This is a genomic window from Methylobacterium sp. WL120 (genome assembly GCF_008039465.1).
In the GTDB taxonomy this organism is placed as follows: Bacteria; Pseudomonadota; Alphaproteobacteria; order Rhizobiales; family Beijerinckiaceae; genus Methylobacterium; species Methylobacterium cerastii.
In genome coordinates, this window is record NZ_VRUT01000117.1 from 1 (window position 1) to 15562 (window position 15562).

The 15562-nt window shown below is 69.4% G+C and carries 16 protein-coding genes; 8 read left to right on the forward strand and 8 right to left on the reverse strand.

All coding sequences use genetic code 11. From position 1 onward, the window contains the following. The 4 genes from FV229_RS27520 to FV229_RS19130 form a co-directional block, all read left to right on the forward strand. Positions 1–1807: BON domain-containing protein (locus FV229_RS27520; protein ID WP_187275201.1), on the forward strand; the 1807-nt coding region annotated here is incomplete at its 5' end. A gap of 21 nt (positions 1808–1828) precedes the next feature. Further along, the gene (locus FV229_RS19120) at positions 1829–2116 is read left to right on the forward strand and encodes a hypothetical protein (protein WP_348644195.1); all 288 of its coding nucleotides are present in this window, start codon (positions 1829–1831) and stop codon (positions 2114–2116) included. 91 nt (positions 2117–2207) lie between these two features. Beyond that, complete coding sequence (locus FV229_RS19125; protein ID WP_147753482.1) at positions 2208–2540, forward strand: hypothetical protein; 333 nt, start codon at positions 2208–2210, stop codon at positions 2538–2540. Positions 2541–2651: 111 nt separating this feature from the next. Further along, complete coding sequence (locus FV229_RS19130) at positions 2652–3368, forward strand: YidB family protein (RefSeq protein ID WP_147753483.1); 717 nt, start codon at positions 2652–2654, stop codon at positions 3366–3368. Between the two features lie 339 nt (positions 3369–3707). Here the strand turns inward: FV229_RS19130 and fabF are convergent, their stop codons facing one another. The 5 genes from fabF to FV229_RS19160 form a co-directional block, all read right to left on the reverse strand. Beyond that, complete coding sequence (fabF, locus tag FV229_RS19135; RefSeq protein WP_147753484.1) at positions 3708–4970, reverse strand: beta-ketoacyl-ACP synthase II; 1263 nt, start codon at positions 4968–4970, stop codon at positions 3708–3710. 99 nt (positions 4971–5069) lie between these two features. After that, a complete protein-coding gene (locus FV229_RS19140) occupies positions 5070–5309 on the reverse strand; it encodes an acyl carrier protein (RefSeq protein WP_066926221.1) in 240 nt (79 codons plus the stop codon). A 302-nt stretch (positions 5310–5611) separates the two neighbouring features. Continuing rightward, complete coding sequence (gene fabG / locus FV229_RS19145; RefSeq protein ID WP_147753494.1) at positions 5612–6349, reverse strand: 3-oxoacyl-[acyl-carrier-protein] reductase; 738 nt, start codon at positions 6347–6349, stop codon at positions 5612–5614. 185 nt (positions 6350–6534) lie between these two features. Beyond that, positions 6535–7470 carry an ACP S-malonyltransferase gene (gene fabD, locus FV229_RS19155; RefSeq protein WP_147753486.1) on the reverse strand — a complete coding sequence of 312 codons (936 nt, stop codon included), beginning with the start codon at positions 7468–7470 and terminating at the stop codon, positions 6535–6537. A gap of 97 nt (positions 7471–7567) precedes the next feature. Further along, positions 7568–8290: a carbonic anhydrase gene (locus FV229_RS19160; protein ID WP_147753487.1), complete on the reverse strand. Its 723-nt coding sequence runs from the start codon at positions 8288–8290 to the stop codon at positions 7568–7570. A gap of 177 nt (positions 8291–8467) precedes the next feature. Here FV229_RS19160 and rpoZ point away from each other — a divergent pair, with 177 nt between their 5' ends. The 4 genes from rpoZ (at position 8468) to FV229_RS19180 (ending at position 13051) form a co-directional block, all read left to right on the forward strand. Continuing rightward, positions 8468–8878 (forward strand): DNA-directed RNA polymerase subunit omega, encoded by a 411-nt coding sequence (gene rpoZ / locus FV229_RS19165; RefSeq protein WP_147727742.1) that lies wholly within the window; start codon positions 8468–8470, stop codon positions 8876–8878. A gap of 167 nt (positions 8879–9045) precedes the next feature. Further along, on the forward strand, positions 9046–11292 hold the full coding sequence (locus FV229_RS19170) for a bifunctional (p)ppGpp synthetase/guanosine-3',5'-bis(diphosphate) 3'-pyrophosphohydrolase (protein WP_147753488.1): 2247 nt from the start codon (positions 9046–9048) through the stop codon (positions 11290–11292). A 172-nt stretch (positions 11293–11464) separates the two neighbouring features. Beyond that, a complete protein-coding gene (gene pyrE, locus FV229_RS19175; protein ID WP_147753489.1) occupies positions 11465–12055 on the forward strand; it encodes an orotate phosphoribosyltransferase in 591 nt (196 codons plus the stop codon). A 333-nt stretch (positions 12056–12388) separates the two neighbouring features. Further along, positions 12389–13051 (forward strand): NYN domain-containing protein, encoded by a 663-nt coding sequence (locus FV229_RS19180; RefSeq protein WP_147753490.1) that lies wholly within the window; start codon positions 12389–12391, stop codon positions 13049–13051. Here FV229_RS19180 and FV229_RS19185 read toward each other — a convergent pair. From FV229_RS19185 to dapA, 3 genes are all read right to left on the reverse strand, one after another. Continuing rightward, positions 13048–13620: a peroxiredoxin gene (locus FV229_RS19185; RefSeq protein ID WP_147753491.1), complete on the reverse strand. Its 573-nt coding sequence runs from the start codon at positions 13618–13620 to the stop codon at positions 13048–13050. The two genes, FV229_RS19180 and FV229_RS19185, sit on opposite strands and share 4 nt — an antisense overlap. 204 nt (positions 13621–13824) lie before the next feature. Further along, positions 13825–14298, reverse strand: a complete 474-nt coding sequence (smpB, locus tag FV229_RS19190) for an SsrA-binding protein SmpB (protein ID WP_147753492.1) — start codon at positions 14296–14298, stop codon at positions 13825–13827. A gap of 21 nt (positions 14299–14319) precedes the next feature. After that, positions 14320–15219, reverse strand: coding sequence for a 4-hydroxy-tetrahydrodipicolinate synthase (gene dapA, locus FV229_RS19195; protein WP_147753493.1), 900 nt, complete (start codon positions 15217–15219; stop codon positions 14320–14322). Positions 15220–15562: the final 343 nt, after the last annotated feature.

The window sequence follows — 15562 nt, forward strand, 5'->3', positions numbered from 1 at the left end:
GCCGGGGCCGGCCGCCCGCGCGGCGGCGCTCGCCCGATTGGAGGCGCTTCCCGAGCCGCGCCGGATCGTCCCCGAGATCGGCCTGATCGAGACGGCCGCGCCCTTCGCCTGGAGCGCGACCCGGACTGCGGCGGATCGCATCGCGTTCTCCGGCAGCCGCCCGGCGGAGATCGGCCGCGCCGCCTTGCGGACGCGTCTGGCCGCCGAGATCCCTGACGAGACCGCGATCGACGACGCGGCGCATGCCGCCCGCGGCGCGCCGCCGGATTTCCCGGCGGCGGCGGCCTACGCCGTCGCGCGCCTGCGCAACCTCGCCCCCGGCGGGACCGCGACGGTGACCGACCTCTCGATCGCGTTCTCAGGTGCGGCGTTGGACCTCGCCGCCTACGACGCCCTGCGCACTGCGCTGACCGACCCGCCGCCCGGCTACACCATCGGGCGCGTCGACGTCGTCCCCGCGCGGGCCGACGACTTCACCATGAGCGTGTCGCGAAAGCCCGGCGGCGGGCTGGTGCTCGACGGGTTCGTGGTTTCGGAATCCGCGCGGGCCGAGATCGGGCGCCTAGCCGGCGAGATCTCCGACGGCACCGCGGTCACGGACCGGATGCGCACCGCACGGGGCCTCGCCAAGGACGTCGATCCGGATGCGCTGGCGAAATTCCTGATCCGCCTGGTCGGGCTGATGCAGGGCGGCGGCGCGCGCTTCGACGGCGCGCGGGTGTCGGTGGCGGGCGACGCCGTGGACAGCCAGGCCGTCGGCGAGATCGAGGCGGTGATGCGGGACGCCCGGCCCGCCGGGGTCGGGACGGGCTCGATGGCGCTTGCGGTGAAGCCGCTCTCCCCCTACCGCGTCGCGATCCGCCGCGAGGCTGACGGCGTCAGCCTGTCCGGCCACCTGCCCGATGCCGAGGCGCGCGACCGGCTGCTCGCCGTGGTGCGCCCGCGCTTCTTCCGCGAGCGCATCCTCGACCGCACCCGCATTGCCGACGGCGCGCCGCCGGACCTCGCCGCGGCTCTCACCGCCGCGGTGCCGGTGCTGGCGAGCCTGTCGAGCGGCGAGGTCGCGGTGGCCGACCAGACGCTGACCCTCTCCGGCACGAGCCTGTATCGCGAGGCCGCGGTGCGGGTCGGCGCGACCCTGCCGGCGGCGATGCCGGCGGGATGGACCGCGAGCGTGGCGGTGGTGCCGAAGAACCCGGCGCCGACGCGCGACCCCGAAGCCTGCCGCAGCGCCGCGACGGCGCTCGTCGGCGGCACCGGCCTGCGCTTCGCGCCCGGCTCAGGCGCGTTGTCACCGATCTTCTATCCCGTGCTCGATCGCCTCGCGGAGCTTGCCAAGACCTGCCCGTCGCTGCGCATCGCGGTCGCCGGCCACGGCGATCCGGCGAAGACCGCCCCGCCGGACGCGAAGGTGGCGGACGCAGCCCAGACGCAGGGTATCGCGAGTGCGGCGCCCAAGCCCGAGGCCGGCAAGGCTGCGTCGGCCAAGCCCGAGCCCACTAAGTCCGGTGAGACCAAGCCGGCCGCGAAGGCGGTGCCCGCAAAGGACGCCAAGGGCTCGAAGGACACCAAAACTTCGAACGACGCGAAGGGTTCGAAGGACGCCAAGGCGGCGAAGGACACCAAGCCGGCCAAGGACGCAAAGGCCGGCAAGGAGACCGCCGAGGCGCCGGAGCCCGACCTGCCGCGGCTGCGCGCCGGCGCGGTGGTCGAGTACCTGCTCCAGGCCGGCGCTGGGCTCGACCAGGTCGTCGTCGCCGACAAGCCCTCGGAGCGGCCGGGCATCGCCATCGCCGTGCTGCCCTGACCTCCGGAAGGTTTTGCCGTGATGCTCCTCCTCGCCGGCCTTTGGCCGGGATCGTTGGCCGCGCTCCTGCTCGGCCTCGCCGTCGGCGGCCTCGCCGGGGTGCCGGCCCGGCCGGCGATCCCCGCCGCGCTCGGAATCGCGACCCTGGCCCTGGCCGGGCTCGCCATCGCGGGGATCGTGCCCGGCGTGCCGGGATTCTGGCTGGAGAGCGCGGTGGCGATGCTGGTGTCCTACCTCGCCGGCTGCGCGCTGGGCGCGCTCGCCCGGAAGTCCGCCCGGGTGCGACCGCACGATCCCCCGACAAGCTGAGGACGGCGCGGAACCAAGGCGCCCCGATCCGGCGTTGCCCCTCCAGACAGAGCCTTCGGGCTCACCGGAGACACGCAACGGATCCCACGCCATGAGACTCGATCGCTCCGCTCGACGCCACATCGGCCTGCGCCCCCGCGCCGGCCTCGCCGCCACCGCCCTGCTCGTCGCCGGCCTTGCCGGGTCCGGCGCGGTCGCCCTGCTCGGCGATTTCGTCGAGCCGGCCCGCGCCCAGTCCGCCGCGAGCCACATCGACCAGCCCACCCCTGCGACCCTGCCGAACGGCGCCACGCGCGCGAACGGCGACGTCGCGGCGCCGCACGCGCTCAAACCCAGCACCGACGTGATGGACACCGGGACCGTCCCCGACGCGCGGACGAACCCGATGCAGCACTTGCCGGACCGGACGCGCGCCGCACACTGACCGTCACGACGCAACCTCGTCCCCGCCCCCGCCGTTGATCGGCGGGGGCTTTTTCATACGCTCCTGCGGCGTCGTCTCGCGCTCCGTCCCTCACAGGCGAAGGAAACCACCATGGGTCTGCTCGATTCGGTGATTGGCGGCGTGCTCGGGCAGGTGCTCGGCGGCGGACGGGGCAATGCCGGCAACGCGGGCGGCGGTGCGATGTCGCCGATCGTGAAGGCCCTGCTGATGCTGCTGCTCGCCAAGGGCGCGAGCGGCGGCCTGGGTGGAGCGCTCGGCGACATTCTCGGCGGCGGCCAGCGCCGGCCGGAGCCCGGCCCCGACACCGAGCGCTCCGGCGGCGCCGGACCCTACGGCCGCGATCCCGGCCATTCGGCTGACGACGTCGCCGGCCAGGACCCCGGCGACATCGGCGGCTTCGACCAGGAGGGCGGCCGTCGCGACGCGCCGCTGCCGCCCGGCGACTTCAGCGACCTCTCGGGCATGCTCGACGGACCCGGCGATCGAGCCCAGGTTCCTCCACCAGGACATGTCGCACATGAAACGGCGGGCGATCTTGGCGGGCTCGACGGCCTCGTCGATCGCTTCCGCCAGGGCGGCTTGGGCGACGTGATCGACTCGTGGATCGGCCACGGCAGTAACCGCAGCATCGAACCCCACGACCTCGCCCGCGCGCTCGGCCCCGACACCCTCGGCGCTCTCCAAAACCAGACCGGGATGGACCGGGACTCGCTGCTGTCCCAGCTCTCTCAGGTGCTACCGGAGGTGGTGCACGGGCTCACGCCGCAGGGAAGGGTGCCGGATGCGGGGGAACGGAAGTCTTGGTAATTAGAGGCTGTAATTTTTAGGGTTATTTAAGCATACACGATGTCTGCACGAATAAGTGCGATCATCGTGTATTTTTAGGGGTATACATTACGTCTAGCCAGTTAACCCAAGTATTTTGCTTTTTAGAACGAGATTTATACGTGAGGCAATATGGAGAACTACAAGCATATGATACGAAATATTGATTTTCTGGGTGGAATTATATGTTTGATAAGCAACCGAACAATCTTATAATTATCTCCACAAATGTTTCACGGGTCAAATAATTAGAGCTCCAGCCATCACGTGGGCTCTTTTCAAGTAAGCAATTCGGTGCTGTGCTCAGACGCGTCGATGAATTCAGGCGATCCGCCGCACCACCAAGCTCGCATTCGTCCCACCAAACCCGAACGAGTTCGACAGCGCGATGTCCACGCGCTTCCGCTTGGCCTCGTGCGGCACGAGGTCGAGGGCGGTCTCGACGCTTGGGTCGTCGAGGTTGAGGGTCGGGGGGATCACCCCGTCGCGAATGGTCAGGATCGAGAAGATCGCCTCGATGGCGCCGGCCGCGCCGAGGAGGTGGCCGACGGCGGACTTGGTCGAGGACATGGCGATGCCGGCGGCCGAGGCGCCAAGCAGGCGCTCGACGGCGCGCAGCTCCAGTTCGTCGCCCATCGGCGTCGAGGTGCCGTGGGCGTTGATGTAGTCGATCGCGCCTGGGTCGATGCCGGCGCGCTTCACCGCGGCCGTCATGCAGCGGAAGGCGCCGTCGCCGTCCGGGGACGGGGAGGTGATGTGGTAGGCGTCGCCCGACATCCCGTAGCCGACCACCTCGGCGTAGATCTTGGCGCCGCGGGCCTTGGCGTGCTCGTACTCCTCGAGCACCACCACGCCGGCGCCTTCGCCCATCACGAAGCCGTCGCGCGCCTTGTCGTAAGGGCGGGAGGCCTTGGTCGGCGTGTCGTTGAAGCCGGTGGAGAGGGCGCGGCAGGCGGCGAATCCCGCGATCGACAACCGGTCGACCGGCGATTCCGCGCCGCCTGCGACCATCACGTCGGCATCGCCCAGCATGATCAGCCGGGCCGCGTCGCCGATGGCATGCGTGCCGGTGGAGCAGGCGGTGACGACGGCGCTGTTCGGGCCTTTCAGCCCATGCGCGATCGAGACCTGGCCCGAGGCCATGTTGATGATCCGCCCGGGGATGAAGAACGGCGAGATCCGCCGCGGGCCCTTGTCCTTGAGGGTCACCGAGGCGTCGTAGATGCCGCCGATGCCGCCGATGCCCGAGCCGATCATCACGCCGGTGGCGCACTGGTCCTCGTAGCTCTTCGGGTGCCAGCCGGAATCGTCGAGTGCCTGGCCGGCGGCCGCCATCGCGAAGACGATGAACGGGTCGACCTTGCGCTGCTCCTTCGGCTCCATCCAGGCGTCGGGATTGAATGTGCCGTCGCCGCCGTCCCCGAGGGGCACGGTGCAGGCGATGCGGCAGGCGAGGTCGGAGGTCTCGAAGGTGGTGATCGGGCCGGCGCCGCTGTCGCCGGCGATCAGCCGGCTCCAGGTGTGCTCGACTCCGCTGCCGAGCGGCGTGACCATCCCTAGACCCGTAACCACCACCCGCCGCATCGCGCTATCCCGAACCCGTTCCGCTTCAACAACGAGTGCGGCGCGTCGGGCGTTTCCACCCCGCCCGCGCCGCGTCGACCCGAAGGATGTTTCGACCGCTCAGGCGGCCGAGTTCTTCTCGAGGAACTTCACCGCGTCGCCGACCGTCTGGATGGTCTCGGCGGCGTCGTCGGGGATCTCGACGTTGAATTCTTCCTCGAACGCCATCACGAGCTCGACGGTGTCGAGGCTGTCGGCACCGAGGTCGTCGATGAAGTTCGCGCCCTCGACCACCTTCTCGGGCTCGACGCCCAGGTGCTCGACGACGATCTTCTTCACGCGCTCAGCGATATCGCTCATCGTTGCTGGTCCTCGGTACTTCACGTTACGTGGGTGAAAGGAATGGCGCCGTTGCCGCCGTTGGCCCTTGGTGTCGGGCCGGACTTGTCTCTGGCGGCCGGTGACCGATCGCGCTGGGTCCTGAAATCCTGTTGGCCTTGGACTCGGAACCCGCCGAACCGTCAACCCCCTGCACGGCAGCCGGGGTGTTAACACAGGGTTTCGACGCTGGCGAGGCCCGGTTCACGAAGCGTTCATCGGTGCGGTTCGCACGCCGATTTCGCCGCGTTTTCCGCAGGATGGAGGGGCCTCGCGCGATGGCGTCACACCATCGCCATGCCGCCGTTCACGTGCAGCGTCTGGCCGGTGACGTAGGCCGCCTCATGCGAGGCCAGGTAGACCACTGCGGCCGCCACCTCTGCGCCCTCGCCGAGGCGCCCCGCGGGCACGCGGCCGAGGATGCCCTCGCGCTGCTTCTCGTTCAGAACGTCGGTCATCGGCGAGGCGATGAAGCCGGGGCTGACGCAGTTCACCGTGACGTTGCGCGAGGCGACCTCGGCCGCCAGCGCCTTGGTGAGCCCGACGAGGCCGGCCTTGGCCGCCGCGTAGTTGCCCTGGCCCGGGTTGCCCGTGGTGCCGACCACTGAGCCGATATTGACGATCCGCCCGGCACGCCGGCGCATCATGCCCCGCACCGCCGCCCGCGACAGCCGGAACGCGGCCGTGAGGTTGACGGCGATGACCTGGTCCCACTCCTCATCCTTCATCCGCACGAAGATGTTGTCCCGGGTGATGCCGGCGTTGTTGACCAGGATGTCGAGCCCGCCGAGCGCGGCTTCCGCCGCCGGCACCAGCGCCTCGACGGCGGCGGTGTCGGACAGGTTCGTCGGCAGCACGTGGGCGCGCTCGCCGAGTTCGCCGGCCAGGGCTTCCAGCGCCTCGGTGCGGGTGCCCGACAGGGCCACCGTGGCCCCCTGCGCATGCAGCGACCGCGCGATGGCGCCGCCGAGCCCACCGGTCGCGCCGGTGACGAGGGCTTTTTTCCCGGTGAGGTCGAACATGGTGATCACCTGTTGGTCGGGTTGGTTTCTATCGGCGGCGTTTTGGGGCCAGTCCCGGTCGGCGTGACGGACCCCCTCTCCCGTGCGGGAGAGGGTTGGGGGTGAGGGGCATGCCCTCTCCGGAAAGACCTGACCCCTCACCCTGTCCCTCTCCCGAACGGGAGAGGGGACCCGCGCTGCCTTCCCTAGCTCCGAGGGAATGCAGCCACATCCTCCGGCGTGCCGACCGGCGTCGCGGATGCGCCCGATGCGATCCGCTTGACGAGGCCGGACAGCACCTTGCCGGAGCCGACCTCGTAGAACGTGTCGACGCCTGCTGCGGCCATGGCCGCGACGCTCTCGCGCCAGCGCACCGTGCCCGTCACCTGCGCCACGAGGTTTTGGCGAATCGCGGCCGGATCGGAGACTGGGGCGGCGAGCACGTTGGCGTAGAGGGGGACGATGGGCGCGCGCAACGTCACCGCTTCGAGGGCCGCGCGCATGGCATCCGCGGCGGGCTGCATCAGGCGGCAATGGAACGGCGCGGAGACGTTGAGCATCACCGCCCGCTTGATCCCGCGCGCCTGCGCGATAGCCACGGCGCGCTCCACCGCGGCCTTGTCGCCCGACAGCACGACCTGGCCGGCGCCGTTGTCGTTGGCCACATCGCAGACCACGCCCTCGGCAGCCTCCGCCGCGATCGCGGCAGCGGTCTCGGTGTCGGCGCCGATCAGCGCCGCCATGGCGCCGTCGCCCGGGGCGACGGCCGCTTGCATCGCCTCACCGCGGATGCGCAGCAGGCGTGCAGTGTCGGCGATCGTCAGGCTGCCGGCGGCGGCCAGCGCAGAATACTCGCCGAGCGAGTGGCCGGCGACGAAGGCGACATCCCGCGCGAGGTTGAGACCGCGCTCGGCCTCCAGAACCCGCAACGCCGCGAGGCTCGCGGCCATCAGCGCCGGCTGGGCGTTGGCGGTCAGCGTCAGCGCCTCGATCGGACCCTCGAACATCAGGCGCGCGAGCGGCTGGCTCAGCGCCTCGTCCACCTCCGAAAACACTGCGCGCGCCTGCGGGAAGGCCTCGGCCAGCGCCTTGCCCATGCCGACGGCCTGGCTGCCCTGGCCCGGAAAGATAAGTGCCCGCACGGTCGCTCCGTCGCCTAACCCGTTGCTCGGAAAGGGCGGCGCAGTCGCACCGCCCGCCGCAGGTGTCAACAATGCAGCGCACAAACCGGCGAGGGTGTCAGCCCTCGTCGAAGAAGTCGACGTTGCCGGTGTCGAGGCTGTAGGCGGCCCCGACGATGCGGAGCTTGCCCGCCTTCAGCGGATCGAGCAGCGACGGCTCGGAGGCGGTGCGCAAGCGGGAGACCACGCGGCTCACGTTGGCGCGCACCGCGTTCTCGACGAAATCGCCGGCCTTGTCGCGAACCGAGAGGACGGCCGGAACGATCGGCTCGATCATCCGCCCGATCGAGCCGGCGAACTGTGCGTTGTCCCGAACCACGCTTACCGCCGCCTCGACGGCTCCGCAGCGGCTGTGGCCCATCACCAGGACCAGTGGCACGCCGAGCTGCGAGACCGCGTACTCGATCGAGCCGGTGGCGGCTGTGTCGGCGGTGTTGCCGGCGTTGCGCACGATGAACAGCTCTCCTAGGCCGCGGCCGAACAGGATCTCGGGCGAAACGCGCGAATCGGAACAGCTCACCAGGACACAGAACGGCGTCTGCCCGAGGGCGATCTCGATGCGGCGCTCGCGCCCCTGTGCCGCCCGCACCGGCGAGTCGGTGAGATAGCTGGCGTTGCCGTCCTTCATCACCTTGAGCGCCTGATCGGGGCTCATGTCGGTCTTCTTGGAAGACAGGCTCGCGGCGAAGGCACTGGTGGGCAGGGCGGTGGCGGCGAGAGCGGCACCGCCGAGGTGGCAGCCGCAGCCGAGGAGGTGGCGCCGGCTCAGGCGATCGGTCATGTCGTGCTCCCGCATGCCGGACGACGACCCGCTCCGGCCGATCGTTTCTGACTGTTTCCGACCGAGACTGTAAAGGGCGTCCGCTTCCAAACCGCTGTGCTTGTTGCCAAACCGCATCCGGTGTATGAGCCGCCACCGCCCGACATTCCCCGTATCCGCTGGAAGGAGCCGCTGCGCATGGCTCGCGTCACCGTCGAAGATTGCATCGAGAAGGTCGAGAACCGGTTCGAGCTCGTCCTGCTCGCGAGCCACCGCGCCCGCCTGCTCGCCGCCGGCGCCCCGCTTACCGTGGACCGCGACCGCGACAAGAACCCGGTCGTGGCGCTGCGCGAGATTGGCGACGAGACGATCACCGCCGACGACCTCAAGGAACAGCTGATCCACTCGATGCAGAAGTACGTCGAGGTCGACGAGCCGGAGGCCGAGGCCGTGCCGCTGCTGTCGAGCTCGCCGACTGCCGCCGCGGTCTCGCCGACCGCCGCGAGCGACGATTCCGCGCCGCAGTTCGACCGCATGAGCGAGGAAGACCTGCTCCGCGGCCTCGAGAACCTCGCGCCCCCGGTCGAGACCGACGACGAGGGCGAGTAGCCCCGCCGCCGTCACGCGATGGCGTAGATCAGGCCCGGCGGCGACGCCGGGCCTTTTGCTTGGCGCGAACCTCAGTTTCTCGGCCTGCGACGCGATCGGGGCTGGCGCAGGCCCGCGGCTTGCGTGAAACTTCGGCTCGAACCTGATCGGAAAGGGTCTCCCGGCGGATGATGCGCCAGTACGAACTCGTCGAGCGGGTGAAGCGCTACAACCCCGCGACGAACGAGGCGCTGCTCAACCGAGCCTACGTCTACGCCATGCGTGCGCACGGCACGCAGAAGCGGGCGTCGGGCGATCCGTTTTTCGCCCACCCCCTCGAAGTCGCCGCGATCCTCACGGATCTGCGCCTCGACGACGCGACTATCGTCGCGGCCGTGCTGCACGACACCGTCGAGGACACGGCCGCGACCCTCGACGAGATCCGCGAGCTGTTCAGCCCGGAGATCGGCGCGCTCGTCGATGGCCTGACCAAGCTCAAGCGCCTCGACATGGTCTCGAAGCGTGCGGCGCAGGGCGAGAACTTCCGCAAGCTGCTGCTCGCCGTGGCGGCGGACGTGCGCGTGCTGCTCGTCAAGCTCGCCGACCGCCTGCACAACATGCGCACCCTCCAGCACATGCGCGCGGACAAGCGCGAGCGGATCGCGCAGGAGACGCTGGACATCTACGCGCCGCTCGCCGGCCGCATGGGCATGCAGGAGCTGCGCGAGGAGCTGGAAGACCTGTCCTTCCGCAACCTCAAGCCCGACATCTACGCCACCGTCACCCGGCGGCTCTCCGACCTCACGGCGAAGTCCGAAAGCCTGGTCGACACGATCGAGCGCGACCTCACGGCGAAGCTGTCCGCCCGCGGGATCGAGGCCGTCGTCACCGGCCGGCAGAAGCGCCCGTTCTCGATCTGGTCGAAGATGGAGCGGAAGTCCGTCGCCTTCGAGCAGCTCTCCGACGTGTTCGGCTTCCGCGTCGTGGTGGAGACGCTGGACGATTGCTACGCCGCGCTCGGGGTCGTCCACACCACCTGGCCGATGGTGCCGGGGCGCTACAAGGACTACATCTCGACTCCGAAGCAGAACGACTACCGCTCGATCCACACGACGGTGATCGGGCCGAAGAGCCAGCGCGTCGAGCTCCAGATCCGTACCCGCACGATGGACGACATCGCCGAGTACGGCATCGCCGCTCACGCCCACTACAAGGAGGCCGCCAAGCTTCCCGCCGGCCGCGAGTCGGAAGGCGGCGTCGCCCCACGCCTCGCCGCCGAAAGCGGCGCATACCAGTGGCTGCGCCGCACGATCGAGCTGCTGGCCGAGGGCGACAGTCCCGAGGAATTCCTGGAGCACACCAAGCTCGAGCTGTTCCAGGACCAGGTGTTCTGCTTCACGCCGAAGGGCCGCCTGATCGCGCTGCCGCGCGGCGCCACGCCGATCGACTTCGCCTACGCGGTGCACACCGATGTCGGCAACTCGGCGGTGGGCGCCAAGATCAACGGCCGGATGGCGCCGCTGCTGCACGAGCTCGCCAACGGCGACGAAGTCGAGATCTCGCGCTCGGACGGGGCCGCGCCGCCGGCCGCCTGGGAATCGCTCGTCGTCACCGGCAAGGCCCGCGCCGCGATCCGCCGCGCCACCCGATCGGCGGTGCGTCGGCAATATGCAGGCCTCGGCCGCCAGATCCTCGACCGTGCCTTCGAGCGGGCGGGCAAGAGCTTTTCCGACGACAAGCTGCGCGGCGCGCTCCCGCGCCTGGCCCGCACTTCGGTCGAGGACGTGTTCGCGGCGGTGGGGCGCGGCGAGATGTTCTCGGGCGACGTCGTGCGCGGCGTCTACCCGGACTACAAGGACGAGCGGAAGACCGGGCCGGCGGGGGTCGCGCAGCCGGTCGTCAACGGTGCCGGCCGGCTGATCCGCACGAAGGACCAGACCATGCGCCTGACCTTCCCCGGCGGCGGCACGGCGGACGGCACCGACGCGATCCCGATCCGCGGGCTGGCCGGCGACCTGCCCGTCAGCTTCGCGCCGGATGGCGGCGCAGTGCCCGGCGACCGCATCGTCGGCATCCTCACGCCGGGCGTCGGCGTGACGATCTACCCGATCCAGTCGGCGGCGCTCGCCGCCTTCGACAACGAGCCCGAGCGCTGGCTCGACGTGCGCTGGGACATCGAGGCGGACGCCACCGAGCGCTTCCCGGCGCGGCTGGCCACCCAATCGATCAACGAGCCCGGCGTGCTGGCGCAGATCGCCCAGGTCATCGCCGACCACGACGGCAACATCGACAACCTATCGATGAAGCGCCGCACCCAGGACTTCACCGACATCGTCATCGACCTCTCGGTCTGGGACCTGCAGCACCTCAACGCGATCGTCGCGGAACTCAGGGGCAAGCGCACGGTGAGCCGGGTGGACCGGGTGAACGGATAGGGCTGCCGTTCGTTCGGGCCGCCCCGGCATGATGGGGAGGATCTTTTGGACGGCGGCCGCTCGGCTGGGCGCCGCCGACGCCGCACCCTGCACGGTCAGCGGCTTGCCTCCCCCTGCCGCCGCTGCCACAAGCGCAGCGTCTGCATCCAATCCCGCCAGGAGCCACGCGCGCATGAGTCCGGACGAAGTCTTGGCGGAATTCCGCGATGCGGGCGCGCTGCTCGAAGGCCATTTCATCCTGAGTTCCGGCCTGCGCTCGGCGGTCTTCCTGCAGAAGATGGCCATCTTCTCCGAGCCGCCGCGCACGGAGCGCCTGTGCAAGGCGCTGGCCGCCGTCATCACGGCGCGGTTCGGCAAGGTCGACATCGTCGTCTCGCCAGCGATCGGCGGTATCGTGCCGGGCTACGAGACCGCACGCCACCTCGAGGCGCGGGCGATCTTCGTCGAGCGCGATCCCGGCGGACCGTTCACCCTGCGGCGCGGCTTCAGCATCCCGGCGGGCCAGCGCGCGGTCATCGTCGAGGACATCGTCACGACGGGGCTCTCCGCCCGCGAATGCCTCGCCTCGCTCCAGGCGGAGCCCGGCGAGGTCGTCGGGGCCGCCTGCCTGATCGACCGATCGGGCGGCCGCGGCGAGATCGGCCTACCCCTGGTCTCGCTTGTAACCCTCGACATCCCGACCTATCCCCCCGACGCCCTGCCGCCGGAACTCGCCGCGCTGCCGCCGGTGAAGCCCGGAAGCCGGGTGATGACGAAGGCTTGATCACGACCGAGCATCCGGTGGATCTAATCTGATCTGCCGGGAGATAGATGTCGACCAGTCGTTGCTTAATCGTTCTCAAAAATATCGACGAGGTTGCATTACCACAAGCGATCGGCGGCCGATTTTATGCCCGAGCTTGACACGTTCGTCGGCGCCCCTCAAGAATACCGGTTACTATTGCGAACCGTCGCCAGCGTTTTAAAAAATAAATTCGATTTTCCTCCGTTTGTGCGATTTGGCAGCCGTAACATTGATGCGTGTCGTTCGCCCGCATCGCAGGCGCGGCACGCGACGTGATTTTCCTGTGTCGATATTTCAAAGATGGATCGTGCCATGAGTGCACTACAACGCAGCGCCTTGTTCATCGACGGCGCCAACCTCTACGCCACGACGAAAGCTCTCGGGTTCGATATCGATTACAAGCGGCTGCTGAAGGAATTCCAGGGCCGGGACAACCTGATCCGGGCGTTCTACTACACCGCCATGGTCGAGGATCAGGAATATTCCTCGATCCGTCCGCTGATCGATTGGCTCGACTACAACGGCTACCGCGTTGTGACCAAGCCGGCCAAGGAGTTCACCGACTCCCTCGGCCGCCGCAAGATCAAAGGCAACATGGACATCGAGCTCGCGATCGACGCGCTCGAGCTGAGCGCCTACATCGACCACATGGTGCTGTTCTCCGGCGACGGCGACTTCCGGTCACTCGTCGAGGCGATGCAGCGTCGCGGCGTGAAGGTGACGGTGGTCTCGACCATCCAGACCCAGCCGGCGATGATCTCCGACGACCTCCGGCGTCAGGCCGACGAATTCGTCGACCTCGTCCAGCTGATCGGCAAAGTCGGCCGCGACTCGGGAGAGCGTCAGGTCCGCCCGGCCGGGGACCGCATGCGCGACAACGCTGAGCGGCCGACGCGCCCGAATCCCGGCCTCGAAAGCCGCTACGGCATCCGCCAGGGCCAGAACGGCGCGCCGGACGCGCCCGACGCCGACTAGGGCTTCATGGCCTCCGCATCGAGCCAGGCGATCACGTCGGCGGCGCTGCGATCGGGCGGGAACACCGGGTAGAACACCTTCGTCACGACTCCGTCGTCGATGACGAGGGTGAGCCGCCGCAGCAGGATGGTGCCAGCCGTCTCGAAGGTCGGAAGGCGCACCGCCATGGCGTAGGCGCGGGACGCGTCCGACAGCAGCGTGAATGGCAGATGCAAGCGCTCCACCGCCTCGCGCTGGTAGGCGCTCGTCTGCGTCGACAGCCCGTGCACCTGCGCGACGCCCCGGGCCTTCAGATCCTCATGCAGATCGCGAAAGCCGCAGGCCTGCGGGGTGCAGCCGCGCGCACCGGGGATCACATCCCAGTCGGGCACGAGGTTCGGCTTTCCCGGCTCCCCGGTGCGCGGATAGGCGAAGACCACCGTGCGGCCGGCGCACTTCGCCAGCGAAACGCGAGTCCCGTCGGTCGCGGCCAGCGACACGTCGGGCAGGCGCATCTCGACCAGATGCGCCGCCGCGCCGTCGTCGATCGGGGCGGGGAGGTCGGCGGGCAGGGCGAGGTTCGGATCCATGGCGTCGCTCCGACTCAAGGGGAGAGGCGTGCGAGAAGCGGCGTTACGGCTCGCACCCTCAGGCGTACCGTCGAACTCTAACATTGCGTGAGGCATCCGCGCCTTCCCTCCTCCGCAAAGGGGGGAGGGGAGGCGCGTTGGGGTTTTGGCGCGATCCGTGTTCCCGTTGCCCGGCGTGGCGGCCTGCGCGCAGCGATCCGAGACCTACCCCCGGTCGCGTAAAATCCGAGCGCGATCGCGCTGCCAGTCGCGCTCCTTGCTGGCCTCGCGCTTGTCGTGGGCCTGCTTGCCCTTGCCGAGGCCGAGCTCGACCTTCGCACGGCCCTTTTCGTTGAAGTAGATCTTCAAGGGCACCACCGTGTAGCCCTGGCGCTGCGTCGCGCCGATCCACTTGTCGATCTGGCGGCGATGCAGCAGCAGGCGCCGCGGGCGCTTGGTCTCGTGGTTGAAGCGGCTCGCCTGGACGTATTCCGGGATGTAGGCGTTGAACAGCATCAGGTCGCCGCCGGACGGCCCAGCATAGGCCTCGCCGATGGTCGCGCGGCCGCTGCGCAGCGATTTCACCTCGGTGCCGGTCAATGAGATACCGGCCTCCAGGGTGTCCTCGATCGCATAGTGGAAGCGTGCGGCGCGGTTGTCGGCGACGATGCGGCGGTTCGGTTCGGGTTTGGGAGCCATCGGTTTCTTTGGTGCGCGGCGTCAGCTGGCCAGGAGGCCGGCATGGCGTAGGGCCGCGTCAACGATCGCCTTGGTCTCGTCCGACACCGGAACCAGCGGCAGGCGCACGTCGGCGCTCATGTGGCCGAGACGCTCCAGGGCATACTTCACCGGGGAGGGGTTCGATTCGGCGAACAGCCCGACCTGGAGCGGTAGCAGCCGGTCCTGTAGCTGCAGCGCCTTGGCGTAGTCGCCGGACAGCGTCGCCTCCTGCAGGTCGGCGCAGAGCCTCGGCGCCACGTTCGAGACCACGGAGATGCAGCCGTGGCCGCCGTGGGCGTTGTAGCCGAGCGCGGTCGCATCTTCGCCTGAAAGCTGGATGAAACCCTCGCCCATGGCCTGGCGCTGAAGGCTGACGCGATCGATCTTGGCGGTCGCGTCCTTCACCCCGGCAATGTTCTTGAGTTCGAACAGGCGCGCCATCGTCTCGACGCTCATGTCGACGACGGAGCGCGGAGGAATGTTGTAGATGATGATCGGGATGCCGACCGCGTCGTTGACGGCCTTGAAGTGGGCGTAGAGCCCGTTCTGCGTCGGCTTGTTGTAGTAGGGCGTGACCACGAGCACCGCGTCGGCGCCCGCCTTCTCCGCGTGTCGCGCCCGCTCGACCGCCTCCGTCGTGGAGTTCGACCCGGCGCCGGCGATCACCGGCACGCGGCCGCCGGCCTCGTCGATGCAGGCTTCGACCACGCGGTCGTGCTCGCTGTGGGTGAGCGTCGGGCTCTCGCCGGTGGTGCCGGTCGGGACCAGGCCGTGGCTGCCCTGCTCGATCTGCCAGGCCACGAACTTTCGGAACGCCGCCTCGTCGAAGGCGCCGTCGCGGAACGGCGTCACCAGTGCGGTCATGGAGCCCCGCAGGCGGCGCGCAGTGGTCTCGGTCATCTCGGGCGTCCCAGCCGGTCTCTTCGCCCGGTCCGGCAGTCGCCGGTGGTTCGGCGCCATGTTGCGGGCGGCGCAGACATAGGGCTTCCGCCCCCCCCGCGCAAACCCTTCGCGCACGCGGTTAATGCGTTCTTAACGCTCCGGCCCGAGGCTGTCCTTTACCGGCATCCGTCGAAACAGGGTCCCAGGGAGTGACCGCATCCATGGCGTCCCTCACACGCTCGCAGATCGTCGCCCTCGGCCTCGCGTTGACCGCGGGCGTGGCGCTTGCCGCCCCCTCCGCGGGCCTGCCCTCCGCGGACTTGCCGGCCGCGCCGGCGCCGGCCGGCAAGTCCGCGGAGGG

Coding starts and splice junctions, on each gene's coding strand:
- FV229_RS19120 (WP_348644195.1), top strand. CDS start 1,829: ATGCTCCTCCTCGCCGGCCTTTGGCCGGGATCGTTGGCCGCGCTCCTG.
- FV229_RS19125 (WP_147753482.1), top strand. CDS start 2,208: ATGAGACTCGATCGCTCCGCTCGACGCCACATCGGCCTGCGCCCCCGC.
- FV229_RS19130 (WP_147753483.1), top strand. CDS start 2,652: ATGGGTCTGCTCGATTCGGTGATTGGCGGCGTGCTCGGGCAGGTGCTC.
- fabF (WP_147753484.1), bottom strand. CDS start 4,970: ATGCGGCGGGTGGTGGTTACGGGTCTAGGGATGGTCACGCCGCTCGGC.
- FV229_RS19140 (WP_066926221.1), bottom strand. CDS start 5,309: ATGAGCGATATCGCTGAGCGCGTGAAGAAGATCGTCGTCGAGCACCTG.
- fabG (WP_147753494.1), bottom strand. CDS start 6,349: ATGTTCGACCTCACCGGGAAAAAAGCCCTCGTCACCGGCGCGACCGGT.
- FV229_RS19160 (WP_147753487.1), bottom strand. CDS start 8,290: ATGACCGATCGCCTGAGCCGGCGCCACCTCCTCGGCTGCGGCTGCCAC.
- rpoZ (WP_147727742.1), top strand. CDS start 8,468: ATGGCTCGCGTCACCGTCGAAGATTGCATCGAGAAGGTCGAGAACCGG.
- FV229_RS19170 (WP_147753488.1), top strand. CDS start 9,046: ATGATGCGCCAGTACGAACTCGTCGAGCGGGTGAAGCGCTACAACCCC.
- pyrE (WP_147753489.1), top strand. CDS start 11,465: ATGAGTCCGGACGAAGTCTTGGCGGAATTCCGCGATGCGGGCGCGCTG.
- FV229_RS19180 (WP_147753490.1), top strand. CDS start 12,389: ATGAGTGCACTACAACGCAGCGCCTTGTTCATCGACGGCGCCAACCTC.
- FV229_RS19185 (WP_147753491.1), bottom strand. CDS start 13,620: ATGGATCCGAACCTCGCCCTGCCCGCCGACCTCCCCGCCCCGATCGAC.
- smpB (WP_147753492.1), bottom strand. CDS start 14,298: ATGGCTCCCAAACCCGAACCGAACCGCCGCATCGTCGCCGACAACCGC.
- dapA (WP_147753493.1), bottom strand. CDS start 15,219: ATGACCGAGACCACTGCGCGCCGCCTGCGGGGCTCCATGACCGCACTG.